Source organism: Cereibacter sp. Soil_C_27, from assembly GCF_057657095.1.
The window spans coordinates 447,744-471,831 of the sequence record NZ_JBDGJD010000002.1 but is presented as its reverse complement, the minus strand read 5'-3'; the positions used below and the strand labels follow the sequence as shown (position 1 = coordinate 471,831).

Here is a 24,088-nt window from a genome sequence, read left to right as displayed (position 1 = left end):
CGGATGGAAAAATCTGCCGACGCCTTTCGCACGATCAGCGAGGTCGCCGAGGTTCTCGAGACCCCGGCCCATGTGCTGCGCTTCTGGGAAAGCCGGTTTCCGCAGATCCGTCCGGTCAAGCGTGCGGGCGGTCGCCGCTACTACCGCCCAGCCGACATCGCGCTTCTGGCGGGGATCAAGCGGCTTCTGCATGACGAGGGCATGACCATCCGCGGCGTGCAGAAGATCCTGCGCGAGCAGGGCGTGCGCCATGTGGCCGGTCTGGGCGGCGACGCCCGCGGCATCGATCTCGGCCCGCAGATCGACGAGGCCGAGGTGGATCAGGCGGGCTTTGCCTATGTGGCCGAGCCCGAGGCCCCGCGGCGGGGCGAGGTGGTGGCCTTCGCCCCCGTCGCTTCCGTGCCGGAGCCGGTGGCGGAGGCGATTGCGGCTGAGGAACCCGCGGAGGCCGATCCGGCGCGCCTGGAGGCGGCAGAGGCCGTCGCAGAGCCGCCTGAGGCCTCTGCCGAGGAGTTTGCCGACCCCGAGCCCACGCTCGACCCGGCGGGCGACACGCTGGCCCCCGATGCTGCCGAGACGCAGCTGGTGGAGGAGGGCCCGGTGGAGCTGCCCGATCTGGTGGGGGAGCCGGAGGAGCTCGCCATCTCCGCGGACGAGAGCGAAGAGCCCGCCGTCGAACCGGAGGCGCTCGCCTTCGAGACGGAAGACGGCGGCGAGCCTGCCGACGAACCGACCTCCGTCGCCACGCAGGAGAGCACCGCACCCGCTGCCCCCCCGGCAGCCCCTGCCCCGGCGCCGGTCGATTCGGCCGCCGATTTCGACCCCGATTCCCTGCCCGAGGAGCCTGGCTTCTGGTTGCCCGCCGCGCTTCGGTCGCTGCCGCCGGGGGCGCTGCGCGGCCGCCAGGCGGCGCTGGCGCCTTTGCAGGCACGGCTTCTGGAGCTGCGCGAGCGGCTGGCTTCGGCCCATCGCGGCGGGCGCAGGTAAGGCGAAAAAGGATGCGCTTTCCTGCTTGCTCCTGCCGGTAAACTCGTTATGTATCCCGCGTGTCGGGCCGTGGCGCAGCCTGGTTAGCGCGTCCGTCTGGGGGGCGGAAGGCCGCGAGTTCGAATCTCGCCGGCCCGACCAACCGAAACGGCCCGCCCTTGGCAACAGGGGCGGGCCGTTGCGTTTTCACCGAAGGGGAATGACATGACCGGCGTGCTCGCATCGCAAACCCTCCGGTCGATGATCGACGCCGGCGTGATCCGTGCCGAGCCGCCGGTGCTGGCCGAGCAGATTCAGCCCGCCAGCCTCGACCTGCGGCTGGGCCATGTCGCCTACCGTGTCCGCGCCTCCTTCCTGGCGGGGCATGGCCGCTCGGTCGCCGACCGCATCGCCGAATTCGAGATGCACCGCGTCGATCTCTCCGCCGGGGCCGTGCTGGAGAAGGGCTGTGTCTATGTCATCCCGCTCCTGGAATCGCTTGCCCTGCCCGAGGGCGTGACGGCGGTCGCCAATGCGAAATCCTCCACCGGGCGGCTGGACCTTCTGACCCGCACCATCGCCGATGGCGGGGTGGAGTTCGACCGCATCCCCGAGGGCTACACCGGCCCGCTCTATGCCGAGGTCTGCCCGCGCAGTTTTTCGGTGCTGGTGCGGCCCGGCATGCGGCTGAACCAGATCCGCTTCCGCAGCGGTCAGGCGGTGCTCTCTGACGTTGAACTGCACGCGCTGCACCGCAAGGAGCCGCTCGTCTCGGGCGAGGCGCTGATTTCCGAGGGGTTGGGCTTCTCGGTCGATCTGCGGCCGTCAGAGGGCGATCTGGTGGGCTACAGGGCCAAGCCACATACCGGGGTGATCGACCTCGACCGCATCGGCCATTACGCCGCCCCGGACTACTGGGAGGAGGTGCGGACCACCGAAGGCCGGATCATCCTCGACCCCGGCGCCTTCTACATCCTCGTCAGCCGCGAATCCGTGACGATCCCGCCGGACTGCGCCGCCGAGATGGCGCCCTATCTGGCGATGGTGGGCGAGTTCCGCGTGCATTACGCGGGCTTCTTCGACCCCGGCTTCGGCCATTCCGCGGCCGGAGGCTCGGGCTCGCGCGGGGTGCTGGAGGTTCGCTGCCACGAGGCGCCCTTCGTGCTGGAGCACGGTCAGGTGGTCGGGCGGCTGGTCTACGAGAGGATGAGTGTCCTGCCCGACATGCTCTATGGCGCGGGCATCGCCTCGAACTATCAGGGCCAGGGGCTTAAACTGTCGAAGCATTTCCGCGTCAGCGGCGCCTGAGCCGAAGCAGCCCTGAGGGCTGCCCCGGTCTTCCAGCACCGAACGCCGCTCCCGAAGCCCGCGCGGGCAGCAGAGCTTGCCTCACCGCCCCACGCGGCGGGTGATGCGGGCGGCCTTGCGGGCGCGCTTGGCGGCCTCGCGGGCGGTGTTGCCCTGCAGCCGCTGGGCGGTCGCGTCTTCCTTGGTCTTCTTCGCCACCGTCTTGGCGGGCTTCGCGCCCTTGCCGAAGATCCCGGTGATCTTGCCGATGATGCTGCTCAGTTTCATGCGCTCGTCCTAATCCTCGAAAAGCTCGCTCTGCCCGGTGACCGGCTCGTCCTCTTCCGGCTGGCGCATCGTCCCCGGCAGCGGCCGGTTGTCGAGCAACCCCGCCGCGCGCAGTTCCTTCAGCCCCGGCAGGTCGCGCGCCGATTCCAGTCCGAAATGGTCGAGGAACTGCTCGGTCACCACGAATGTCACCGGACGGCCCGGGGTCATGCGGCGGCGACCGAAGCGAATCCACTCCAGCTCCAGCAGCTGATCTACCGTGCCGCGCGACACCGCGACACCCCGAATTTCCTCGATCTCGGCGCGTGTGACCGGCTGGTGATAGGAGACGATGGCCAGCGTCTCGATGGCGGCACGAGAGAGCTTGCGCTGCTCGACCGTCTCCTTGCGCATGAGGTGCCCGAGATCGGGCGCGGTGCGGAAGGCCCAAGCATCGCCCACCCGCACGACGCTGACGCCGCGCCCCTCGTAGCGGCGACGCAGCGCCACCAGCGCCTCGGCCGGGTCGGAGCCATGCGGCATGCGCGCGGCCAGCTCGGCCACCGTCACCGGATCGGCGGAGGCGAAGAGGATGGCTTCGACCATCCGCTCCTGTTCGGGCATTGCGGGGGCCTCGAACAGGCTGGGCTCGGGGGACTCGTTCATTCGCCCTCCTTCCGGCGGATCTGGATCGGGGCGAAGGTATCGCCCTGCCGCAGCTCGATCTGGCCGCGCTTGGTCATCTCGAGCACGGCGGCGAAATGCGCGGCGGTGGCCGAGCGGCGGCGCTGCGGATGCCCGCCCCAGCCGTCCGGCAGATAGCTCGTGAGGTCGGCCCAGTCGCCAAACCAGTTCAGCATGCCACGCATCCGGTCAAGCGCCTGCTCCATCGTGTAGACATGGTCGCGGTCCATTACGAAGGGGCGGAACTCGTCCTTGGTGCGGATCCGGGCATAGGCGCGCATCAGGTCGATCAGCGTGGCGGAATAGGTGACATGCCGGTGCCGGGTGATGTCTTCCGGCAGGCCCCGGGCGAAGAAGTCGCGGCCCTTCTGGTCGCGCGCCATCAGCTGTGCTGCCGCCTCGCGCATCGCCTGCAGCCGCTCCAGCTGGAAGGCCAGATGCGCCGCGAGATCCTCGGCGGAGGGGCCTTCCTCGGTCGGATCGGGCGGGAGCAGCAGGCGGGATTTCAGATAGGCGAGCCAGGCGGCCATCACCAGATAGTCGGCGGCAAGCTCGATCCGCAGGGCCTTGGCCTCGGTGACGAAGACCAGATACTGCTCGGCCAGTTGCAACACGGAGATGCGGCGCAGATCGACCTTCTGGGTGCGCGACAGGGTCAGGAGCAGGTCGAGCGGGCCTTCGAAGCCCTCGACATCGACGATCAGCGCCTCGGCTGCCAGCCGATCCGCAACGCTGAGCCTCTCGCCGCCTTCCCAGTCGTCAGCCATGCCCACGCCCGCTCAGAAGGCCCGAATGCTCGGCCTCCAGCGCCGAGATGTCAACCGGCTCGGGCGGACGACGGGCGGCAAGCGCCGCCCCGGCCCGGCGCAGCGCCTCCGGTCCCATGTCCCCCGCTGCGGCGGCGACGCCCGTCATCTCGTCCATCTTGCCGTTGCAATGCAGGGCGATGTCGCAGCCCGCCGAGATGGCCGCCGCCGCGCGCTCGGCCTTGGTGCCCGAGAGCGCCTCCATCCCGACGTCATCGGTCATCAGGAGGCCCGCGAAGCCGATCCGCTCGCGGATCAGCCGGATCATCGGCGGCGAGCAGGTGGCGGGGCGGTCATCGACCGCGGAGAAGACGATATGTGCCGTCATCGCCATCGGCAGGTGGTTCAACGCGCGGAAGACGGCGAAATCAGTGGCGAGCAGGGTCTCCAGATCGGCGGAGACCGTGGGCAGCGCCAGATGGGTGTCGCCCGCCGCCCGGCCATGGCCCGGCATGTGCTTGATGACCGGCAGCACCCCGCTTGCCAGATGCGCCTCCGCCACCACGCGGGCAAGCTCGGTCACGGTGGCCGGGTCGTCGGAATAGCAGCGGTTGGCGAGGAAGGGATGCGTCGCCTCCGTCAGTACGTCGCCCACCGGGGCGCAGTTGCTGTCGATGCCCACAACGCGCAGCTCCTCGGCGATCAGCCGATAGCGCAGCGCCATCATCCGCGGCGCCTGCGGCCCCGCCGCGCGCACCGCGTCGAGCGGCGGCGGATACTCGCGCCACGCCGGGCTGCGCAGCCGCTGCACGCGCCCGCCCTCCTGATCGACCAAGACCGGCGCGTCGCGGCCCACGGCCTCGCGCAGGTCGGAGGTCAGGCGGCGGAGCTGATCGGGCGTCTCGACGTTGCGGGCAAAGAGTATGAAGCCGAAAGGATCGGCGTCGCGGAAAAACGCCCGCTCCTCGGCCATGAGGACAGGACCGGCACAGCCGAAGATGCAGGCCCCACGACCGACGGAGGTCATCGCACGGCGACCGGGATGCAGGCAGTGTTCTCGGCCAGGAGCGCCGAGCAGAAGCGGCGCGCGTCATCCTCGTCGGCGAAGCCTTCGGCGCGCAGCCGGTAGAAGGTGCGCCCGCCGCTCTGCGCCGATTGCACTACCCGGGCCTTGCCCTGCATCAGGTCGCCGAAATTGCCCGCAAGCTTGTCCCATTCGCGCCGCGCGGTCTCGGCATCGTCGAAGGCGCCGAGCTGCACCAGACGGGTGCCGGAGGCCAGCGTCTTGGGATCGACCTCCTTCACCGGGGCCGCCGCCGCCGGCGCGGCCGCAGCCAGCGTCACCGGCGCCGCGATCGAGGCGGGGCGCTGCGGCGGGCGCGGCGAGCGGGTGACGGCGCCTTCCGGCGCGGGTGCCACCTCGGGCTCGGCCAGAGGATCGTCGAGCGCGCTCGGGTCGGGCATCGAGGCATCTGAGGCCAGAGGTTCCACCGTGTCGGCCAAGGCCTCGGCCAGCGCGAGGCGGGTGGCATCCTCGGTGATCGCTTCCGCGGCGGGCAGCTCCGCCGCCGCTTCCGTCGCGGGCTCCTCGGTGATCTCCTCGGCAACGGCGAGGTCGGTCGCCTCGTCTTCCGGCGCGGCCTCGGGCAAAGCCTGCGCGGCGGCGGCGGCGGCTTCCGCCGGGCTGGGAGCATCGTCGTCGGTCAGGCCGGGGCCGTCTTCCAGCGTCAGCTCCACCGGGCGCGGCGCCAGCACCAGCCGTTCGGGCGGCGGGGCGGCCACGCCGACCGCGGCCACATCGTTCACGGCAAGCCCCTGATGCGCCGCGATCTCGCCACCCGGATCTTCCGGGGCGATCCGCATCGGGCCTTCCATCGCGCGCACCACCGGAATGCCGGTCACGTCGCGCACGGCAAGCTTGTAGCCCCAGACCGCCAGTCCGAGGATCAGCGCAACCGAGATGATCCCGCCCGAGAGGTTGAGCAGCCGCTGCACCCGCGCGGGTCGAGGCGCGTCATAGTCGCCTTCGAAATCATCGAATTCCACGTCAGCCATGCTCTGCCTCACTGCGTCGAAGGTCTGCCTCGACGCTGTCCTGCCCGTTTCACCCCGGCGGGCGCCGTTGATCAGCGCATTTCCTCGACCGGAGTGACGCCCAAGATACCCAAACCCGCAGAAATCACAACGCCCACACTCCGCGCGAGGGCAATTTTCGCTTGCGTCGTTGCGGGATCGTCCTGAACGAAGCGCAGGGCCGGTTCGTCATTGCCCCGATTCCACAGGCCGTGCAGGTCGGAAGCCAGTTCGTAGAGGTAGAAGGCCACCCGATGCGGCTCGTTGTTGCGTGCGGCAACCTCCACCAGACGCGGCCATTCGGCGATCTTGCCGATCAGCGACAGCTCGGCGGCATGGTCGAGCTTGGCCATGTCGGCCCCGGCCAGCGCCGCGTCGGTCACGTCCACGCCCGCCTCACGCGCCTTGCGCAGCACCGAATTGATCCGGGCATTGGCATATTGCACGTAGAAGACCGGGTTGTCCTTCGACTGCTCCAGCACCTTGTCGAAATCGAAATCCAGCGCCGCGTCGTTCTTGCGGGTCAGCATGACGAAGCGCGTCACGTCGGCGCCCACCTGATCGACCACGTCGCGCAGCGTGACGAAGGTGCCCGCCCGCTTCGACATCTTGAAGGGCTCGCCGTTCTTCCAGAGCTTGACCAGCTGCACCAGCTTGATGTCCAGCGGCACCCGGCCGCCCGACAGCGCCGAGACTGCCGCCTTCATCCGCTTCACATAGCCGCCATGGTCGGCACCGAAGATGTCGATCAGCTGATCGAAGCCGCGGGTGACCTTGTCGTAGTGATAGGCGATGTCGGGGGCGAAATAGGTCCAGCCGCCGTCGGATTTCTTCACCGGGCGGTCCACGTCGTCGCCATGCGCGGTGGAGCGGAACAGCGTCTGCTCGCGCGGCTCCCAGTCTTCCAGCGTCTTACCCTTCGGCGGCTCCAGCACGCCCTCGTAGATCAGCCCCTGCCGCTCGAGCTCGGCCAGCGCCGCCTCGATCTTGCCGGTGCCATAGAGCGCCTTCTCCGAGGAATAGACATCCATCTCGACGCCGAGCTGGGCCAGATCCTCGCGGATCATCGCCATCATCCGCCGCACGGCGAAATCGCGCACCGTCACCAGCCATTCGGCCTCGGGCTTGTCGAGCAGGGCGGCGCCGAAGGCCTCCTTCAGCGCCTCGCCCACCGGGATCAGGTAGTCGCCGGGGTAGAGACCCTCGCGGATCTCCGGCTCCAGCCCATGCGCCTCGCGGTAGCGCTCGTAGGCCGAGCGCGCCAGCACATCGACCTGCGCGCCCCCGTCGTTGATGTAATATTCGCGCGTCACGTCCCAGCCGGCGAAGGCCAGCAGCCGCGCCAGCGCATCGCCCACCACGGCGCCGCGGACGTGGCCGACATGCATCGGCCCGGTCGGGTTGGCCGAGACGAATTCCACGTTTACCCGCTGGCCCTGCCCGATGTCGGCGCGCCCATAATCGGCGCCGTCGGTCAGCACCCCGGCGACCAGACCCTGCCAGACGGAAGGATAGAGACGGAGGTTCAGAAAGCCCGGCCCCGCAACTTCGGCCCCGGCGATGCGCGGATCAGCCGCGAGGCGCTTGGCCAGCGCCTCGGCGATGGCGCGGGGGGAGAGACCGGCGGGCTTGGCCAGCACCATCGCGGCATTGGTCGCCATGTCGCCATGCGCCGGATCGCGCGGCGGCTCCACCGCGACGGCGGCGGTATCGAGACCGGAGGGAAGCTCACCCGCGCGGGCCATGTCATCCAGCGAGGCGATGACGAGACTGCGGATTTCGGAAAAGAGGTTCATAGGTTGCGTCCTGATTATCGCAACCGGGAATGCCAGAGCCGGGCCTGCGGGTCAATGGCGGCAGGGTCGCCCCCGCCGCCCCTGCTCAGCCGCGCGCCGCGCGCCAGTCGTCCAGCGCGGGGTTTTCCTCCGCGACCGCCGCTGTCGCTGGCGGCGTGGCAATCGGGCGGAAGCGGAAGTAATGCGCCTCGCGCGCGCCGAAGTAGAAGCCGACGATCGCCGCCAAGAGCCACCACAGCGGCTCGGGCACCAGGTTCAGCCCCACCATGCGCCGCCCGAAACTGTCGGGATCGACCATGGCATAGCCGAACAGAGCCAGCGTGCCGAAGGCCAGGAGCGGGCGCGGCAGACGGTTCAGCCCGTTGACGAAGCGGTCGAAGCCCCCTGGCCCGGCGCTCTGGTATTCCGCGCCAAGCTGCGCCAGCGCCGCCTGCTGCGCCTCGGACGACAGTTCCTGCGCCCGGGTGGCGTTTGGCGTGAACACCTCGGCCACGCCCTGCGCCGCCTCTCCCAGCGCCGAGACCGCGCCCGGCGCGCCGATCAGCCGCGAGATCACGCCCATGCCGCCACCCGCGCCCGATGCTGCGCCTCGGTCAGCCGGTATCGTGGCTGCATGAAGCTCTCGGCCCGGGTGATCCAGCCGCCCTTGCCGCCATCGCGCCGCCGCGCGTATTTGCGCGAGGCCGGGCGGCCGTCGGCCAGAGCGTAATAGTAGTTCCGCCGCGCGATCGCATAAGCATCGGCCAGATGCCCGGGCGCCGCCTCCTGCGCCAGCTGCGCGGCGCGGATGGTCTGCGGCCCGACGAGGCCGTCGACGGCGCAGGCAAAGCCCATGTCCTCCAAGAGCCGCTGCAGGATCTTCACCGCCGCCGGGCCCGCGTTCACATACATGTCGAAGACGCTGGGCTGCAGCGGCTCGGGCAGGCTGCCGAGCTCGGGCTTCCTGAAATACTGCTCAACGAAGATCGTCTCGGCCTGCGCCCGGCTCAGCCGCCGCAGATCCTCGACCGATGTCTGTCCGTCGCCGGTCAGATCAAACCCCAGCCGCCGCAGCGTGGCCAGCGTCACCCCATGTTGCGTCGGCCCGCCCGGATCGTCCGGGTCGTCGACGAAGCCGCCCTCGCGGGCGACGATCTCTCTGGCAATCTCCTGAACCGTCTGCATGGGGCCTCCCGAGTTGCGACCCGGGAAGGCTGGCGTCAGGCGGTCAAGATCGGGTTACTCAACCGTTCGGCTGGTCGCTGGGGGACTCGTAGACGCCCTGCTCCTTCAACGCGTCCACGACCTCCTTCGGCATGTAGGTCTCGTCATGCTTGGCGAGGATCTCGGTCGCCTTGAACACGCCGTTCTCCATGCTGCCGGTGCCGACCATGCCGGCGTTCTCGGCAAAGAGGTCGGGCAGCACGCCGGCGAAGGTGACGGGGATCGTCTCGTTCGTGTCGGTCACGCTGAAACTGACCGTCTCGCCCTGCCCGCGCACGAGGCTGCCTTCGGCCACCAGACCGCCGATGCGGAACACCTCGCCCTGCGAGGGCGGATCGCTGACCACCTGGCTGGGCGAGCGGAAGAAGTTGATCCCGTCGCGCATCGCATAGCCGATCAGCGCGGTCGAGACGCCCAGCAGCACGAAGGCCAGCACGATGATCTGAATCCGGCGTTTCTTCTTCAGGCCCCGCATGGTCTTTTCACACTCCCCTCAAGGAAAGACGGGAGCGAGCCGCAGCCCGGAGGCCTCGTCGATCCCCAGCATCAGATTGGCGTTCTGCATCGCCTGGCCGGACGAGCCCTTGCACAGGTTGTCCAGTACCGCCACCACCATGGCGCGGCCGGGCACCCGGTCACCAATCACACCTATGTGCACATAGTTGGACCCGCGGATGTCGCGTGTCGAGGGCAGTGCGCCAAAAGGTAGCACCTTGAGAAACTCCTCGGCGGCATAGCGGCTGGCCAGCGCGTCGTGCACCGCGGCCGGATCGCCGCTGACATAGACCGAGGCGAGGATGCCGCGGTTCATCGGCGTGAGATGCGGCGTGAAGCGCACCAGCACCGGGCGACCGGCGGCCTTGGAGAACTCCTGATCGAACTCGCCCAGATGCCGGTGCTTGCCGCCGGCCGAATAGGCATGGGTGCCCTCCGACAGCTCGGCATGCAGCAGGTTCTCCTTCAGGCTGCGCCCCGCACCGGAGACGCCCGCCTTCAGGTCGATCAGGATGTCGTCGAGCCCGATCACCCCGGCCTCGATCAGCGGCCGCAGCGCATATTGCCCCGTCGCGGCGTTGCAGCCGGTGCCTGCGACCAGCCGCGCGCCCTTGATCTCGTCGCGGTAGAATTCGGTCAGGCCGTAGACCGCCTCCTTCTGCAGCTCCGGCGCGGAATGCGGCTTGCCGTACCACTTCTCATACTCCGCCGGATCGCGCAGCCGGAAGTCGGCGGAAAGATCGACCACCTTCAGATCGCGCGGCAGCTCGGCGATCACCGCTTGCGAGGTCGCATGCGGAAGCGCGCAGAAGGCCAGATCGACATCGGAGAAATCGATCTCCTCGATCTTCTGCAGGCGCGGCAGGTCTAGATGGCGCAGGAAGGGGAACACCTCGGCCATTTCCATCCCCGCCTTGCGGTCGCCGGACAGCGCGACGATCTTCATCGTCGGATGGGTGGCGATCAGCCTGACCAGTTCCGCGCCCGTGTAGCCAGAGGCGCCGAGAATGGCAATCTTGTGTTCCATGTCAGTCTCTTCCGTGGGAATCTTCATATGATGCGTCAGGCGGATTCGAAGATGATCCGCCGCCGCAGGAATTGCGTGGCCTTGCTGGAGACCGATTTCGGATCCCCGGTGGTCAGGGCTTTCGAGACCTGCCCGGCGCCGACGAACTCCGGCCGCCGCGCCAGATAGTCGGCAAGGCTCTCGGCCACCAGATTGGCCTGGCTGTAGACGGCGACCTCAGGCCCGAGCGCTTCCTGGAAGGCGGCGGCCATCAGCGGGTAGTGGGTGCAGCCGAGGATCGCCGCCTGCGGATGCGGCATCCGCCGCTTCAGCGCCTCGACATGGCTGCGCACCAGCGCCTCGGCCAGGATCTCGTCGCCCTGCTCGATGGCGTCGACCACCCCGCCGCAGGGCTGGGCCTCGACATCGACCCCGATGGCGCGGAAGGCCAGCTCGCGCTGGAAGGCGCGGCTCGCCACCGTGGCGGGCGTGGCGAACAGCGCGACATGCTTCACCGCGACCTCGCGCGGCGGCGAGTTGTCGCCCCATTGCCGCTCGGTCAGCGCCTCGATCAGCGGCACGAAGACGCCGAGCACGCGCTTGTCCTGCGGGATCCAGCCGTCCTGCATCCGCCTGAGCGCCGCCGCCGAGGCGGTGTTGCAGGCGAGGATGACCAGATCGCAGCCCTCGGCCCAGAGCCGTTCGGTCGCGGCGCAGGTCAGTGCGAAGATGTCATCGGCATCCCGCACCCCGTAGGGCGCATGGGCGTTGTCGCCGAAATAGACGAAGGGCACCTCCGGCAGACGCTTCTGCAGCGCGTCCAGCACCGTGAGCCCGCCGAGCCCCGAATCGAATACCCCAACCGCCATGCCCGCACCCCGCCCGTTTCAGGACTTGTCCCTGCCTCGCCCCCGTTGCCGGCGAGCATAGGATTTCGCCGCCCCGGGTGAAAGCGCATTGGTGAGGCGGCGCGGATTTTCCGCGTCGCAGCCCCGGTTCACTCCGCCGCATGCTGCAAGGGTGCGCCGCCCGCCCGGAAGGCCTGCAGCAGCGCCAACCGCCGGGCCGCAGCCTTCCCGGCATTGGCCTCCTTCACCGGGCCGTAGCCGCGGATGGTCAGCGGCAGCTCCGCCAGCTCTCGGGCGATCGGGAGCGTCGCGGGCGTGACCTTCGGCAGCACCTCGGCCATGTCGGCCTCGAACTCCGCGATCAGCGCGCGCTCCATCCGCCGCTCCGCCGTGCGCCCGAACGGGTCGAGCGGCGTGCCGCGCAGCAGCTTCAGCCGGGCGAGCACACGGAAGGCGGGCAGCATCCACGCGCCAAAAGCGCGCTTCTTCGGCCGCCCGTCGCTGGCCGAGCCCCCCATGAAGGGCGGCGCCAGATGGAAGACCGGGCGCAGGTCGCCGTCAAAGGTCGCGCGGGCCTTTTCCATCGTCGACAGATGCAGCCGCGCCACCTCGTATTCGTCCTTGTAGGCCAGCAGGTGATGATAGCCCTTGGCCACCGCCTCGCGCAGCTCCGGCGGCGCGCTCTCGACCAGCGCAAGGAAGCGCCGCGCCAGTCTGCGGCTCTGATACGCCTCCAGCCGCTGCGCGCGGTAAGCCACCGGATCGACCGGAGCAGCCGCCGCGGGCGCCAGCAGCCTTGAGGCCTCCGCCGGATGCAGCACCGCCCAGCGGCCCAGAGCGAAGGCGCGCGCGTTCTGCTCCACCGCCGTGCCATTCAGCGCGATGGCCTGCAGGATCGCCGCCTCGCTCAGCGGGATCAGCCCGCGCTGCCAGGCCGCGCCGAAGACCATCATGTTGGAGTAGATCGAGTCGCCCATCAGCGCCCGCGCCAGCTCCGAAGCGTCGAAAAAGGCCAGCCGGTCCTGCAACCGCGCTTCAAGCGACAGCTGCAAGCGGTCGGACGGAATGCGGAATTCGGTGTTGCGGGTGAACTCGCCGGTGACGATGTCATGGCTGTTGACCACCGCGCCGGTGCGGCCTGTGGTCATCAGGCCCAGCGTCTTCGCCCCCGCCGTCACCACCAGATCGCCGCCGATCACCGCATCCGCCTCGCCCACGGCGACGCGGATCGCGCTGATCTCGCCCGGGCTCGCCGCGATCCGGCAGTGGATATGCACCGCGCCGCCCTTCTGCGCGAGCCCGGCCATCTCCATCATCGCCGCACCCTTGCCGTCGAGATGCGCCGCCATCGACAGGATCGCCCCCACCGTCACCACGCCGGTGCCGCCGACGCCGGTGATGACCACGTTATGCGTGCCGCGGATTTCGGGAAGCACGGGTTGCGGCAGGTCCGGCAGGTCGATCTGCGCCGTCGCCGCCTTCTTCGGCTTTGCGCCCTCCAGCGTGACGAAGGAGGGGCAGAAGCCGGCGAGGCAGGAGAAGTCCTTGTTGCAGGACGACTGGTCGATGGCGCGCTTGCGGCCGAGCTCGGTCTCGACCGGCACGATCGAGACGCAGTTCGACTGCACGCCACAATCGCCGCAGCCTTCGCAGACCTCGGTGTTGATGAAGACGCGCTTGTCGATGTCGGGGAAGGCGCCGCGCTTCCTGCGACGGCGCTTCTCGGCGGCGCAGGTCTGCACGTAAACGATGGCCGACACGCCCTTGACGGCGCTCATCTTTTTCTGGACCTCCATCAGCTCGGCCCGCTCATGCACCGCGATGCCCGAGGGGAAGGCCGAAAGATCCAGCCCCTCTTTCGCGTCATGCACCAGCGCGATGGTTTCGACCCCCATCGCCTGGATCTCGCGCACGATCCGGTCGGCGGTCAGCCCGCCCTCGTTGCTCTGGCCGCCGGTCATGGCGACGGCATCGTTGAACAGGATCTTGTAGGTGATGTTCGTCCCTGCCGCCAAGGCCGCGCGGATCGCCTGCACGCCGGAGTGGTTGTATGTGCCGTCGCCGAGATTCTGGAACACATGGGCGCGGGTGGAGAACGGCGCCTCGCCGATCCAGTTCGCGCCCTCGCCGCCCATCTGGGTGAAGCCGGTGGTCTCGCGGTCCATCCACTGCACCATGTAGTGACAGCCGATCCCGGCATAGGCGCGGCTGCCTTCCGGCAGGCGGGTCGACGTATTGTGCGGGCAGCCCGAGCAGAAATAGGGCAGCCGCGCCGCCATGTCCTTGGCATTGTCGGCCCGCCGCGCCTCGGCCAGCCGGGCCAGAGCGCCGCGCAGGGCATCCGTCCCGCGCCCCTCCTCGATCAGGATGGCGCCGATTTTCTCGGCAATGCCAACAGGTTCCAGTGCGAACCTCGTCGGGAACAGCTCCTCGCCCCGGTCGGTCTGCCAGCCATAGATCCGCCGCCCCCGACGGTCGTTGAAGATCGCCTCCTTGGCCTGCACCTCGATCAGCTTGCGCTTCTCCTCGACGCAGACGATCAGCTCCAGCCCCTCGGCCCAGTCGTGGAAGCCGCGGAAATCCATCGGCCAGACCTGCCCGACCTTGTAGGTGGTGATCCCCAGCCGCTCCGCCTCGGCCTCGTCGATGCCCAGAAGCGCCAGCGCATGCACCAGATCGAGCCAGTTCTTGCCCGCCGCGACGAAGCCGATCTTCGCGCCCGGCCGGCCCCAGACCCGCCGGTCCATCCGGTTGGCATGGCTGAAGGCTTCGGCGGCAAAGCGCTTGTGGTCGATCATCCGCGCTTCCTGAGCGACGGGCGTATCGCCCAGCCGGATGTTCAGCCCGCCCTCGGGCAGCTGGAAGTCGGGACGCAGGAATGTCAGGCGATGCGGATCGCCATCCACGACCGCCGTCGCCTCCACCGTGTCCTTCATGGTCTTCAGCCCGACCCAGACCCCGGCGAAGCGCGACAGCGCCCAGCCGTAGAGTCCGAAGTCCATCACCTCCTGCACCCCGGCAGGCGAGACGACCGGCATGTAGGCATCCACCATCGCCCAGTCCGACTGGTGCAGCGTGGTCGAGGACTCGCCGGTATGGTCGTCGCCCATCGCCATCAGCACGCCGCCGTGCCGCGACGAGCCCGCCATGTTGGCGTGGCGCATCACGTCGCCGGAGCGGTCCACCCCCGGGCCCTTGCCGTACCAGAGCGCGAAGACCCCGTCGAAACGCCCCTCGCCGCGCAGCTCGGCCTGCTGGCTGCCCCAGACGGCGGTGGCCGCCAGATCCTCGTTCAGCCCCGGCTGGAACAGCACATCCGCCGCCTCCAGCTCGCGTTTCGCGCGGGCCATGGTCTGATCGACCGCCCCCAGCGGCGAGCCGCGATAGCCGGTGACATAGCCCGCCGTATGCAGCCCCGCGGCCATGTCGCGCGCCTTCTGCATCAGCATCAGCCGCACCATGGCTTGCGTGCCGTTCAACAGAACCGGAGACTTGGCGAGATCGTAGCGGTCGGACAAAGACACATCCTGCCTGCTCATCATGCACCTCCCGTTGCTTTCAGAACATGAGACCAATGATAGGTCAAAATGGCTGACCTACAAAGCGCTTTGTCAGCTATGTTTCATTTGCAACTCTGCTATGCAGTCCCTAGATGAATGTTGCCGCCGCGTCGGCTCCTAACGGCGAAGAGTTACTATATGGATTGGGACAAGCTTAGAATCTTTCATTCGGTCGCGGATGCGGGCAGCCTCACCCACGCCGGTGAAACGCTGCACCTGTCGCAATCGGCGGTAAGCCGCCAGATCCGTGCCCTGGAAGAGAGCCTGAACGTCACGCTTTTTCACCGCCACGCCCGCGGCCTGATTCTCACCGAACAGGGCGAGCTGTTGTTTGATGCGACCAATGCCATGGTCAAGCGTCTGGATGCCGCAGCCGCCCGCATCCGCGACAGCGAGGACGAGGTCTTCGGCGAGTTGCGCATCACCACGACCACCGGTTTCGGCACGCTCTGGCTCGCGCCGCGGCTGACGGCGCTCTACCGCAAGTATCCAGCGCTGAAGATCGACCTCATGCTGGAAGAGCGCGTGCTCGACCTGCCGATGCGCGAGGCCGATGTGGCGATCCGCATGAAGGAGCCGTCGCAGGCCGACCTGATCCGCAAGCGGCTGATGAACATCCGCATGCGGCTCTACGCCTCGGCCGATTATCTGGCCGAGCATGGCACGCCGCAGCGGATGGAGGATTTCTCGCAGCACCGGTTGATCTGCCAGCATGCCGGCGCGCCGCAGGTGGCGGCCGGCGCCCTGCTGGTGCAGGAGCTGATGAGCCACGACATCCCGTCCATGCTGACGGTGAACAACTATTTCGGTGTGCTGCAGGGGGTGCTGAACAACCTCGGCATCGGCGTGCTGCCGGATTACAATGCGGTGGCCTTCCCCAATCTCGTCCGCGTCCTGCCGGATGTGGAATCGAGCGATGTGCCGGTGTTTCTCGCCTATCCCGAGGAATTGCGTCATTCAAAGCGCGTCGCGGCCTTCCGCGAATTCGTCACCGAAGAGATCTTCAACTACCGCAAGAGCCAGCAGACCTGAGCGCGCACCCCGTCTGCGGGGTTCCGCCTGCACCCGATCCGGGCGCAGGTGGCTGTTCTTGTTGACAAATATGCGTTGCGCACAAAGGTATGCACGGCACGCATGGCTGCCATGTTTCGCCAACGGGCATAATCGCCTTGAAAGGACCCAGAGCGGGGCCTAAATCCCAACTCGAAGGCAGCGATTGAGCTTTCTCTTGCTGACTTCATACCTCCCTGTTGGACTTGGGCCGAGCTTCTGCTCGGCCTTTTTTTTGTTTTTCGCGCAGGCTTTGCCAACTGCCTGCCGAATGGCCGCTCCTCCGGATCGTTTGCATGCAAAGGATGCGCGGGCAGAATGGGCTGCTCCCGCCCCCGGCGCATCCGCCGAAAAAACTTCGGCCTTTCCCCAAGCCACCACCTTCCCCTGTCCCCGCCCATGTCCTAGAACGCGCGCGAGCCCATCCGCGATGGCCCAGAGCGAAGGATAGCGTCATGACCGAGCCCGACATCACCCCCGAGCTGATCGCGGCCCACGGGTTGAAGCCCGATGAATACGAACGTCTCCTCGGCATCATCGGCCGCGAGCCGACCTTCACCGAGCTCGGCATCTTCTCGGCGATGTGGAACGAGCACTGCTCCTACAAGTCGTCGAAGAAATGGCTGCGCACCCTGCCCACCACCGGGCCTCAGGTGATCTGCGGGCCGGGCGAGAATGCGGGCGTGGTCGATATCGGCGACGGTCAGGCGGTCATCTTCAAGATGGAGAGCCACAACCACCCCTCCTACATCGAGCCGCATCAGGGCGCCGCGACCGGCGTCGGCGGCATCCTGCGCGACGTCTTCACCATGGGCGCGCGGCCGATCGCGGCGATGAACGCGCTGAGCTTCGGCCTGCCCTCGCATCCGAAGACCGCGCATCTGGTGAAGGGCGTGGTCGAGGGCGTCGGCGGCTATGGCAATGCCTTCGGCGTGCCGACCGTCGGCGGCGAGGTGCGGTTCCACCGCAGCTACAACGGCAACTGTCTGGTCAATGCCTTCGCCGCTGGCCTCGCGGATGCCGACAAGATCTTCTACTCCGTCGCCTCGGGCGTCGGCATGCCGGTGGTCTATCTCGGCGCCAAGACCGGGCGCGACGGCGTCGGCGGCGCGACCATGGCCTCGGCGGAGTTCGACGACACCATCGAGGAAAAGCGCCCGACGGTTCAGGTTGGCGACCCCTTCACCGAGAAGCGCCTGCTCGAGGCCTGTCTCGAACTAATGGCCTCCGGCGCCGTCATCTCGATCCAGGATATGGGCGCGGCGGGTCTGACCTGCTCGGCGGTGGAGATGGGCGACAAGGGCGATCTCGGCATCAAGCTGCAGCTCGACGCCGTGCCGCAGCGCGAGGCGAACATGACCGCCTACGAGATGATGCTGTCGGAAAGCCAGGAGCGGATGCTCATGGTGCTGAAACCCGAGAAGGAGGCCGAAGCGCGGGCGATCTTCGTGAAATGGGATCTCGACTTCGCCATCGTCGGCGAGACCATCCCGGAAGACCGTTTCCTCATCCTGCACGGCAACGAGATCAAGGCGGACCTGCCGCTGAAGGCCCTGTCGGGCACCGCGCCGGAATACGACCGGCCGTGGGTCGAGACGCCGAAGGCCGCGGCGCTGACCGATGCGCCCGAGGTCAATCCGATCGAGGGCCTGCGCGCGCTGATCGGCTCGCCGAGCTACGCCCACAAGGCCTGGGTCTACGAGCAGTATGACAGCATGGTGATGGCCGACACCGTCCGCGCGCCGGGCCTCGGCGCCGGCGTGGTGCGGGTGCACGGCACCGGCAAGGCGCTGGCCTTCACCTCCGACGTGACGCCGCGCTACGTCAAGGCCAACCCCTTCGAGGGCGGCAAGCAGGCGGTGGCCGAGGCCTACCGCAACCTCAGCGCCGTGGGCGCCCTGCCGCTCGCCACCACCGACAACCTGAACTTCGGCAACCCCGAGAAGCCCGAGATCATGGGCCAGCTGGTCGGGGCCATCAAGGGCATCGGGGAGGCCTGCCGCGCGCTCGACTTTCCCATCGTCTCGGGCAACGTCTCGCTCTACAACGAGACCGACGGCACGGGCATCCTGCCCACCCCGACCATCGGCGCGGTGGGGCTGCTTTCCAGCCTCGACGAGCTGATCTCGGGCCTGCCGACCGAAGGCTGCCTCGCGCTGGTGATCGGCGAGACGGCGGGCCACCTCGGCCAGTCGGCGCTTCTGGCCGAGATGTTCGACCGCGAAGAGGGCGATGCCCCGACGGTCGATCTGGCCGCCGAGCGCAAACATGGCGAGTTCCTCCGCGCCAACCGGGAAAAGGTGACAGCCGCAACCGATCTCGCGGACGGCGGGCTGGCGCTGGCCGCTTTCGAGTTGGCCGAGGCCTCAGGGCTTGGCGTCACTCTCGACGCTGCCGACACGGCGACGCTCTTCGGCGAGGATCAGGCGCGCTATCTGGTGGCCTGCACCGAGGCCCAGGCTCAGGCGCTGGAGGCTGCGGCGGATGCGGCGGGCGTTCCGCTGTCCCGCGTCGGGCGCTTCGGCGGCGACAGCGTGAGCTTCGGCGGCAAGAGCGCCCCGCTCGCCGATCTCTCCGGCCTCTACCGCTCGGCCTTCGAGGCGGCGGTCGGCTGATGCTGCGTCGGGCGGAGACGGCGGAGCTTGCCGCCATCGCCGCCCTGATCGCCCGGCATCCGATGCAGCTCCTCGCCATGGGCGAGGACTGGCTGGCCGAGATCGCCGCCGATCCGGCCAACCGGGTCATGGTCTGGGACAGAGGCGGTTTCGCCGGTTTCGCCATAATCGAGACCGCCTATCCGCAGGTGCTCACCCTGCCGAACCTCGCCGTCACCAAGGCTGGCGAGGGCCGCGCCCTGATCGCGGCGGTGCTGGAACTGGCCTTCGCAGAGATGGGCGCGCACCGGCTGTTCCTCGACACGGTCTTCGACAACCCGCGCGCCCTCGAAGCCTTCCGCCGGGCGGGCTTCACCGAGGAAGGCCGCTTCCGCCAGTGCTGGCTGCGGCCCGACGGGCTCTGGGCCGATTGCATCGGCATGGCCATCCTGCGCGACGAATGGGCCCGCAAGCGCGCCGGAGACGCGGCTGCGCTTGCACCGTAGCAACACCGGGATTACATCTGGGGCGACAGAGATCGCACAGGACATCCCATGCCCATTGAAGCCCGTGACATTGAAAACCTGATCCGGGGCAGCTTCCCTCAGGCAAAGATCACCATCACCGATCTGGCGGGCGACGGCAATCACTGGGCCGCCGAGGTGATCGACGAAAGCTTCAAGGGCATGAACCGCGTCCAGCAGCAACGCGCGGTCTATGCCTCGCTGAAGGGCAAGATGGACGGCCCGAACGGCGATCTGCACGCGCTGGCGCTGACCACCAAGGCGCCCGAGTGAAACACCGCAGGCCAGAGCCCTGCCACCGAAAGGACTTCCGATGACCACGACCACAGCCGAAGACCAGATCCGCGACACGGTCGCCAAGAATGACGTCGTGCTGTTCATGAAGGGCACCAAGGCGATGCCGCAATGCGGCTTCTCCAGCCGCGTCGCCGGCGTGCTGAACTTTATGGGCGTCGAGTATGCCGATGTGAACGTGCTGGCCGATGCCGAGATCCGTCAGGGCATCAAGGACTTCTCCGACTGGCCGACCATCCCGCAGCTCTACGTGAAGGGCGAATTCGTCGGCGGTTGCGACATCGTCACCGAGATGACCCTCTCGGGCGAGCTCGACCAGCTGTTCGAGGCCAAGGGCGTCACCTATGACAAGGCCGCCGCCGACAAGATCCGCGAAGCCAACGCCTGAGCGGCGCCGAACCTTTAAGCGCAGGCGGCCGCCGCCTGCGCTTTCCGCCTCTCTTGCGGGCAGCGCGACCTTGAGACGCAGAGCGGGAGCGGAGCGCCTTCCCCCGCGCCGCGAAATCGGTTAATCGCAGACATTCCTTCCAGTCAGATTGCCGGCACGCCCGACATTCCCCATCGGGATTGCCCTCATGGCCTCCTCCATCCTCCGCAGTGCGCTCGTGCTTGGCGCGCTTTCCTCGGTCGGCCCCTTCGCCATCGACATGTATCTGCCCGCCCTGCCCGCCATCGGCGCCGATCTGGGCAGCTCGGTCACCGCGATGCAGAGCACGATCACCGCCTACTTCCTCGCCTTCGGCGTGGCACAGCTCGTCTACGGGCCCTGGGCCGATCAGGCCGGGCGGCGGCTGCCGCTTTATGTCGGGCTCGCGATCTTCTTCCTGGGGTCGGTGGTCTGCACGCTGGCGGGCTCGGCCGAGATGCTCTTGGCCGGGCGCTTCGTGCAGGGGCTCGGCGGGGCGGCGGTCATGGTGGTGCCGCGCGCCATCATCCGCGACCTGCACACGGGGCATGAGGCGACGCGGCTGATGGCGGCGATCATGCTGGTGATCTCGGTCTCGCCGATGCTGGCGCCGCTGGCGGGCGCGGGGCTGATCGCGGTGGCCGACTGGCGGGCGATCTTCGCCGTGCTCAGCCTCGGCGCGCTGGCGAGTCTCGTGATGACCCGCTTTGCCCTGCGCGAGACCCTGCCGCCCGAGGCGCGTCAGCCGGTGCGGCCCCGCGCGCTGCTGGCGGCGGCGCGGATGCTTCTCGGCCATCGCGGTTTTCTGGGGCTGACCCTGCTCGGCGGCTTCGGCATGGCGAGCTTCTTCGTCTTCATCGCCTCGGCCTCCTTCGTCTATACCGAGCAGTTCGGCATGTCGCCCACCGGCTTCTCGCTGGCCTTCGCGGTCAATGCGATCGGCTTCTTCGGCGCCTCGCAGATGGCCGCCGGTCTCGGGCTGCGCTTCGGCGCGGTGCCGGTGGTGCTGGTGGCGGCGGCGGGCTTCGCCGCCTCGACCATGGCGCTCTTCGCGCTGGCGCTCTTGGGCCTTGCCTCGCTGCCGGTGGTGATGGTCGGGCTCTTCGTCGCCAATGGCTTCCTCGGGCTGGTGATCCCGACGACGATGGTGCTGGCGCTGGAGGAGCATGGCGAGCATGCGGGCCTCGCCTCCTCGCTTGGCGGAACGCTGCAGATGCTGGTCGGCGGCGCGATGATCGTGCTGGCCGGACCGTTCTTCGACGGCAGCGTGGTGCCGATGCTGGGCGCCATCGCCGTCTGCGGCGTCATGGCCTTCGCGCTGAGCCGGATCGTCGTGCCGCGTCAGGCGGCGCTGGCCTGAAGCCCGGCCAGCGCCTCGTCCAGCACCTCGAGCCCCGCCCCCGGCCGCGACGCCCCTTCCGAGAGCACCCGCCGCCAGAGCCGCGCCCCGGGCCGCCCGGTGAAGAGGCCGAGCATGTGGCGGGTGATCTGGTGCAACCGCCCCCCCGCCGCGAGATGCGCGGCGATATACGGCCGCATCGCCTCCACCGCCTGCCAGACGTCGCGCTCCGGCGCCTCGCCCCAGAGCCGGTCCGCGCCCAGCAACACCTCGGGATCGTGGTAGGCGGCGCGGCCCAGCATCACCCCGTCGAGCCCCTGCGCCAGCAGCCCCTCGGCCTGCGCGAGGCTGGTGACTCCGCCGTTCAGGCAGATGGTGAACTCCGGAAAGCGCCGCTTCATCGCCACCACCAGATGGTAGTCGAGCGGCGGGATCTCGCGGTTCTCCTTCGGGCTCAATCCCTGCAGCCAGGCCTTGCGGGCATGGATCACGAAATGCGACACGCCCGCCGCGGCCACAGTCTCCAGAAAGGCCGGCAGCACCTCTTCCGGCAGCTGATCGTCCACCCCGATCCGGCATTTCACCGTCACCGGCACATCGGCCTCGGCGATCATCGCCGCGACGCAATCGGCGACCAGCGCCGGCCGCTCCATCAGCACCGCGCCGAAACAGCCCGACTGCACCCGGTCCGAGGGGCAGCCGACATTGAGGTTGATCTCGTCATAGCCGAAGGGCCGCGCCAGCCGCACCGCCGCCGCCAACTCCGCCGGATCGGAGCCGCCGAGCTGCAGCGCCACCGGATGTTCGACCTCGGAGTAGCCCAGGAGCCGCTCGCGCGGCCCATGCACCACTGCAGGCGCCGTCACCATCTCGGTATAGAGCATCGCCCGCCGCGTCATCAGCCGGTGAAACACGCGGCAATGGCGATCGGTCCAGTCCATCATCGGCGCGACGGAGAGGCGGTGAGCCTCGGCCCCTTGCGGTCTTGCTTCGCTTCCGGTCATCTCCACCTCGCAGCCCCGGTCTTCTGGCAAGCCGAGGCTTTACCATTGCCTGCGGCCGGAGACAAACCGTCAGGCCTCAGGTCGAGACCCGTAAGGTTCGAGACAGTTTTCGCGACGGGGCCGGAAATCCTTACCACTCCTTAAGCCTGCTCCGCACACCATCCTCTCGGGCGACGTGCAGCAGCCCGGCATCACCCTTGCGAGGACTGGATGAAACTGACGATCAAAGTGAAACTGGCGCTGACCTTCCTGCTCGTCTTCCTCCTCTCGGGCACCGCCATTGCCCTGGCCATCTCGCAGATCGGGACGCTGAAGCAATCCTTCGACGAGATGGCCGATGTGCATACCTCGACCGCCATCCTCGCGGGCAAGCTGAACACCGAGCAGCTGCGGCTCAAGGCGGCGGTGCGCGACCAACTTCTCGCCACCTCGCCCGAGGTCGCCACCCGCGTCGCCGCCGAAATGGACGCGGCCCGCGCCGGGCAGAAACAGGCGTATGAGGCGCTCAACGCCATGGTCTCCGAACCGCGCGAGCGCGAAATCCTGACCCGCTACAAGGAGTTGTGGGACAAGATGAAGCCGACGAACGACCGCGTGTTCGAGCTGTCGTCGAAGGGAGATCAGGAGGGCGCGCGGCAGCTGCTGTTCGGTGACGAACAGGTCGGCATGCAGGAGGAACGGCTGACGCTTGTGGCAGAGCTGGTGGAGTACCGCGCCAAGGCGCTGGACGCGGCGCAGGCCGAAGTGGCCGAGGCCTACCGGCTGTCGGTGGCCGAACTTCTCGCCCTCGTCGGGGTTGCGGTGCTGGTGGGGGTCGGCGCGGCGACGCTGGTGATCCTGTCGATAGACCGGGGACTGCGGCAGGCGATCACCCTCACCCGTCGCGTCGCCAGCGGCGATCTGACCGAAACCGCTCCCGATCGCGGCAGCGACGAGATCGCCGACCTGCTGCGCGCCAGCAACGACATGGTGCTGCGGCTCCGATCCGTCGTCAGCACCGTCACCTCGGCGGTGCGTCAGGTGACCTCCGGCTCCTCGTCGATGGCCGCCACCTCGGAAGAGATGAGCCAGGGCGCCAGCGAACAGGCCTCCGCCTCGGAAGAGGCCTCGGCCTCGGTCGAACAGATGGCAGCCAGCATCCGGCAGAGCGCAGACAATGCCGGACAGACCGAACGGATGGCCCAGCAATCGGCGCTTGATGCGCGGGAAAGCGGGCAAGCTGTCTCAGATGCAGTGCAGGCAATGGAATCGATCGCCGAGCGCATCCTGATCGTCCAGGAGATCGCGCGGCAGACCGACCTTCTGGCGCTGAACGCCGCAGTGGAGGCGGCGCGCGCGGGGGAACATGGCCGGGGCTTCGCCGTCGTCGCGTCGGAGGTGCGCAAGCTGGCCGAACGCAGCCAGACCGCCGCAACCGAGATTTCGGCGCTTTCCGGCAACACGGTGCGGATGGCCTCCCATGCAGGTGAGATGCTGGGCAGGCTGGTACCCGATATCGAAAAGACCTCGCATCTCGTCAGCGAGATTTCCGTGGCCTCGCGCGAACTGACGACCGGCGCGGCGCAGATCGCGCTGGCGATCCAGCAGCTCGATCAGGTGACGCAGCAGAACTCCTCCGCCGCGCAAGAGCTTTCCGGCGGCGCGGCCAGCCTCTCCGGCCAGGCCGAACAGCTGGAATCCGCCATGTCCTATTTCCGCCTCAGCGGCGATGGCATGGTGCAGCCCGGCCCTGTGGCCGCCGCTGCCCCGATGCCTGCCACTCCTCGCACAAACCCTCCGGCCCCGCGCAAGGCGCCGCCCGACAAACCCGCCAGCTTCAACTTCGACATGAGCGCCGATGACGACAGCGCGCTCGACGCAAGCTTCCTGCGCAATACGGCAGCCTGACGGGTCCGCGTGTCATGTCTGAGGCAGCCCGGCAGAGGCAGGTCCAGACTGCCGCGCAG

The 24,088-nt window shown here is 68.4% G+C and carries 22 protein-coding genes and 1 tRNA gene; 10 read left to right on the top strand and 13 right to left on the bottom strand.

The genetic code is table 11. The features are described from left to right. Positions 1-3 precede the first annotated feature (3 nt). From AC3A5Z_RS09225 to AC3A5Z_RS09215, 3 genes are all read left to right on the top strand, one after another. Positions 4-987 (top strand): MerR family transcriptional regulator, encoded by a 984-nt coding sequence (locus AC3A5Z_RS09225; RefSeq protein WP_487519066.1) that lies wholly within the window; start codon positions 4-6, stop codon positions 985-987. 63 nt (positions 988-1,050) lie between these two features. Next, positions 1,051-1,128 (top strand) — tRNA-Pro (locus tag AC3A5Z_RS09220). 63 nt (positions 1,129-1,191) lie between these two features. Further along, positions 1,192-2,274: a 2'-deoxycytidine 5'-triphosphate deaminase gene (locus AC3A5Z_RS09215; RefSeq protein ID WP_487519065.1), complete on the top strand. Its 1,083-nt coding sequence runs from the start codon at positions 1,192-1,194 to the stop codon at positions 2,272-2,274. 81 nt (positions 2,275-2,355) lie between these two features. On the opposite strand, the gene AC3A5Z_RS09210 is transcribed toward AC3A5Z_RS09215, so the two are convergent. From AC3A5Z_RS09210 to AC3A5Z_RS09155, 12 genes are all read right to left on the bottom strand, one after another. Then, a complete protein-coding gene (locus AC3A5Z_RS09210) occupies positions 2,356-2,541 on the bottom strand; it encodes a hypothetical protein (protein WP_487519064.1) in 186 nt (61 codons plus the stop codon). A 9-nt stretch (positions 2,542-2,550) separates the two neighbouring features. After that, positions 2,551-3,186, bottom strand: a complete 636-nt coding sequence (scpB, locus tag AC3A5Z_RS09205) for an SMC-Scp complex subunit ScpB (protein WP_487519063.1) — start codon at positions 3,184-3,186, stop codon at positions 2,551-2,553. Further along, complete coding sequence (locus AC3A5Z_RS09200) at positions 3,183-3,971, bottom strand: segregation and condensation protein A (RefSeq protein WP_487519062.1); 789 nt, start codon at positions 3,969-3,971, stop codon at positions 3,183-3,185. Before AC3A5Z_RS09200 ends, scpB begins: the two co-directional genes overlap by 4 nt. After that, entirely contained in the window at positions 3,964-4,977 is a 1,014-nt protein-coding gene (locus tag AC3A5Z_RS09195; RefSeq protein WP_487519061.1) for a glycoside hydrolase family 3 N-terminal domain-containing protein, read from the bottom strand. Before AC3A5Z_RS09195 ends, AC3A5Z_RS09200 begins: the two co-directional genes overlap by 8 nt. Further along, on the bottom strand, positions 4,974-6,005 hold the full coding sequence (locus tag AC3A5Z_RS09190; RefSeq protein WP_487519060.1) for an SPOR domain-containing protein: 1,032 nt from the start codon (positions 6,003-6,005) through the stop codon (positions 4,974-4,976). Before AC3A5Z_RS09190 ends, AC3A5Z_RS09195 begins: the two co-directional genes overlap by 4 nt. 71 nt (positions 6,006-6,076) lie before the next feature. Further along, positions 6,077-7,819 carry an arginine--tRNA ligase gene (argS, locus tag AC3A5Z_RS09185; protein ID WP_487519059.1) on the bottom strand — a complete coding sequence of 581 codons (1,743 nt, stop codon included), beginning with the start codon at positions 7,817-7,819 and terminating at the stop codon, positions 6,077-6,079. A gap of 85 nt (positions 7,820-7,904) precedes the next feature. Then, on the bottom strand, positions 7,905-8,381 hold the full coding sequence (locus tag AC3A5Z_RS09180) for a holin family protein (protein ID WP_487519058.1): 477 nt from the start codon (positions 8,379-8,381) through the stop codon (positions 7,905-7,907). After that, positions 8,372-8,983, bottom strand: coding sequence for a holin-associated N-acetylmuramidase (locus tag AC3A5Z_RS09175; RefSeq protein ID WP_487519057.1), 612 nt, complete (start codon positions 8,981-8,983; stop codon positions 8,372-8,374). The genes AC3A5Z_RS09180 and AC3A5Z_RS09175 overlap by 10 nt, the downstream gene beginning before the upstream one ends. 58 nt (positions 8,984-9,041) lie before the next feature. Beyond that, a complete protein-coding gene (ccmE, locus tag AC3A5Z_RS09170) occupies positions 9,042-9,497 on the bottom strand; it encodes a cytochrome c maturation protein CcmE (protein ID WP_487519056.1) in 456 nt (151 codons plus the stop codon). 18 nt (positions 9,498-9,515) lie between these two features. Continuing rightward, positions 9,516-10,544, bottom strand: coding sequence for an N-acetyl-gamma-glutamyl-phosphate reductase (gene argC / locus AC3A5Z_RS09165; protein ID WP_487519055.1), 1,029 nt, complete (start codon positions 10,542-10,544; stop codon positions 9,516-9,518). Positions 10,545-10,579: 35 nt separating this feature from the next. Further along, positions 10,580-11,392 carry a glutamate racemase gene (locus AC3A5Z_RS09160; RefSeq protein WP_136793134.1) on the bottom strand — a complete coding sequence of 271 codons (813 nt, stop codon included), beginning with the start codon at positions 11,390-11,392 and terminating at the stop codon, positions 10,580-10,582. Positions 11,393-11,520: 128 nt separating this feature from the next. Beyond that, positions 11,521-14,910 (bottom strand): indolepyruvate ferredoxin oxidoreductase family protein, encoded by a 3,390-nt coding sequence (locus AC3A5Z_RS09155; RefSeq protein ID WP_487519054.1) that lies wholly within the window; start codon positions 14,908-14,910, stop codon positions 11,521-11,523. 159 nt (positions 14,911-15,069) lie between these two features. Here AC3A5Z_RS09155 and AC3A5Z_RS09150 point away from each other — a divergent pair, with 159 nt between their 5' ends. From AC3A5Z_RS09150 to AC3A5Z_RS09125, 6 genes are all read left to right on the top strand, one after another. Beyond that, a complete protein-coding gene (locus AC3A5Z_RS09150) occupies positions 15,070-15,963 on the top strand; it encodes a LysR family transcriptional regulator (protein ID WP_487519053.1) in 894 nt (297 codons plus the stop codon). A 473-nt stretch (positions 15,964-16,436) separates the two neighbouring features. Beyond that, entirely contained in the window at positions 16,437-18,596 is a 2,160-nt protein-coding gene (gene purL / locus AC3A5Z_RS09145; RefSeq protein ID WP_487519052.1) for a phosphoribosylformylglycinamidine synthase subunit PurL, read from the top strand. Further along, positions 18,596-19,081: a GNAT family N-acetyltransferase gene (locus AC3A5Z_RS09140; RefSeq protein ID WP_487519051.1), complete on the top strand. Its 486-nt coding sequence runs from the start codon at positions 18,596-18,598 to the stop codon at positions 19,079-19,081. The genes purL and AC3A5Z_RS09140 overlap by 1 nt, the downstream gene beginning before the upstream one ends. 48 nt (positions 19,082-19,129) lie before the next feature. Continuing rightward, the gene (locus tag AC3A5Z_RS09135; RefSeq protein WP_107662039.1) at positions 19,130-19,372 is read left to right on the top strand and encodes a BolA/IbaG family iron-sulfur metabolism protein; all 243 of its coding nucleotides are present in this window, start codon (positions 19,130-19,132) and stop codon (positions 19,370-19,372) included. A 40-nt stretch (positions 19,373-19,412) separates the two neighbouring features. Next, the gene (gene grxD / locus AC3A5Z_RS09130; RefSeq protein WP_107662038.1) at positions 19,413-19,781 is read left to right on the top strand and encodes a Grx4 family monothiol glutaredoxin; all 369 of its coding nucleotides are present in this window, start codon (positions 19,413-19,415) and stop codon (positions 19,779-19,781) included. A gap of 187 nt (positions 19,782-19,968) precedes the next feature. Further along, a complete protein-coding gene (locus AC3A5Z_RS09125) occupies positions 19,969-21,159 on the top strand; it encodes a multidrug effflux MFS transporter (RefSeq protein ID WP_487519050.1) in 1,191 nt (396 codons plus the stop codon). Here AC3A5Z_RS09125 and dusA read toward each other — a convergent pair. Beyond that, complete coding sequence (gene dusA / locus AC3A5Z_RS09120) at positions 21,141-22,082, bottom strand: tRNA dihydrouridine(20/20a) synthase DusA (RefSeq protein ID WP_487519599.1); 942 nt, start codon at positions 22,080-22,082, stop codon at positions 21,141-21,143. The genes AC3A5Z_RS09125 and dusA overlap by 19 nt on opposite strands. A gap of 270 nt (positions 22,083-22,352) precedes the next feature. Between dusA and AC3A5Z_RS09115 the strand changes: the two genes are divergently transcribed. Then, entirely contained in the window at positions 22,353-24,029 is a 1,677-nt protein-coding gene (locus AC3A5Z_RS09115) for a methyl-accepting chemotaxis protein (protein WP_487519049.1), read from the top strand. Positions 24,030-24,088: the final 59 nt, after the last annotated feature.

What these genes read in the sequence shown, in the direction of transcription:
- AC3A5Z_RS09225 (WP_487519066.1), top strand. Translation starts at nt 4, where the DNA reads ATGGAAAAATCTGCCGACGCCTTTCGCACGATCAGCGAGGTCGCCGAG.
- AC3A5Z_RS09215 (WP_487519065.1), top strand. Translation starts at nt 1,192, where the DNA reads ATGACCGGCGTGCTCGCATCGCAAACCCTCCGGTCGATGATCGACGCC.
- AC3A5Z_RS09210 (WP_487519064.1), bottom strand. Translation starts at nt 2,541, where the DNA reads ATGAAACTGAGCAGCATCATCGGCAAGATCACCGGGATCTTCGGCAAG.
- scpB (WP_487519063.1), bottom strand. Translation starts at nt 3,186, where the DNA reads ATGAACGAGTCCCCCGAGCCCAGCCTGTTCGAGGCCCCCGCAATGCCC.
- AC3A5Z_RS09200 (WP_487519062.1), bottom strand. Translation starts at nt 3,971, where the DNA reads ATGGCTGACGACTGGGAAGGCGGCGAGAGGCTCAGCGTTGCGGATCGG.
- AC3A5Z_RS09195 (WP_487519061.1), bottom strand. Translation starts at nt 4,977, where the DNA reads ATGACCTCCGTCGGTCGTGGGGCCTGCATCTTCGGCTGTGCCGGTCCT.
- AC3A5Z_RS09190 (WP_487519060.1), bottom strand. Translation starts at nt 6,005, where the DNA reads ATGGCTGACGTGGAATTCGATGATTTCGAAGGCGACTATGACGCGCCT.
- argS (WP_487519059.1), bottom strand. Translation starts at nt 7,819, where the DNA reads ATGAACCTCTTTTCCGAAATCCGCAGTCTCGTCATCGCCTCGCTGGAT.
- AC3A5Z_RS09180 (WP_487519058.1), bottom strand. Translation starts at nt 8,381, where the DNA reads ATGGGCGTGATCTCGCGGCTGATCGGCGCGCCGGGCGCGGTCTCGGCG.
- AC3A5Z_RS09175 (WP_487519057.1), bottom strand. Translation starts at nt 8,983, where the DNA reads ATGCAGACGGTTCAGGAGATTGCCAGAGAGATCGTCGCCCGCGAGGGC.
- ccmE (WP_487519056.1), bottom strand. Translation starts at nt 9,497, where the DNA reads ATGCGGGGCCTGAAGAAGAAACGCCGGATTCAGATCATCGTGCTGGCC.
- argC (WP_487519055.1), bottom strand. Translation starts at nt 10,544, where the DNA reads ATGGAACACAAGATTGCCATTCTCGGCGCCTCTGGCTACACGGGCGCG.
- AC3A5Z_RS09160 (WP_136793134.1), bottom strand. Translation starts at nt 11,392, where the DNA reads ATGGCGGTTGGGGTATTCGATTCGGGGCTCGGCGGGCTCACGGTGCTG.
- AC3A5Z_RS09155 (WP_487519054.1), bottom strand. Translation starts at nt 14,910, where the DNA reads ATGAGCAGGCAGGATGTGTCTTTGTCCGACCGCTACGATCTCGCCAAG.
- AC3A5Z_RS09150 (WP_487519053.1), top strand. Translation starts at nt 15,070, where the DNA reads ATGGATTGGGACAAGCTTAGAATCTTTCATTCGGTCGCGGATGCGGGC.
- purL (WP_487519052.1), top strand. Translation starts at nt 16,437, where the DNA reads ATGACCGAGCCCGACATCACCCCCGAGCTGATCGCGGCCCACGGGTTG.
- AC3A5Z_RS09140 (WP_487519051.1), top strand. Translation starts at nt 18,596, where the DNA reads ATGCTGCGTCGGGCGGAGACGGCGGAGCTTGCCGCCATCGCCGCCCTG.
- AC3A5Z_RS09135 (WP_107662039.1), top strand. Translation starts at nt 19,130, where the DNA reads ATGCCCATTGAAGCCCGTGACATTGAAAACCTGATCCGGGGCAGCTTC.
- grxD (WP_107662038.1), top strand. Translation starts at nt 19,413, where the DNA reads ATGACCACGACCACAGCCGAAGACCAGATCCGCGACACGGTCGCCAAG.
- AC3A5Z_RS09125 (WP_487519050.1), top strand. Translation starts at nt 19,969, where the DNA reads ATGGCCTCCTCCATCCTCCGCAGTGCGCTCGTGCTTGGCGCGCTTTCC.
- dusA (WP_487519599.1), bottom strand. Translation starts at nt 22,082, where the DNA reads ATGATGGACTGGACCGATCGCCATTGCCGCGTGTTTCACCGGCTGATG.
- AC3A5Z_RS09115 (WP_487519049.1), top strand. Translation starts at nt 22,353, where the DNA reads ATGAAACTGACGATCAAAGTGAAACTGGCGCTGACCTTCCTGCTCGTC.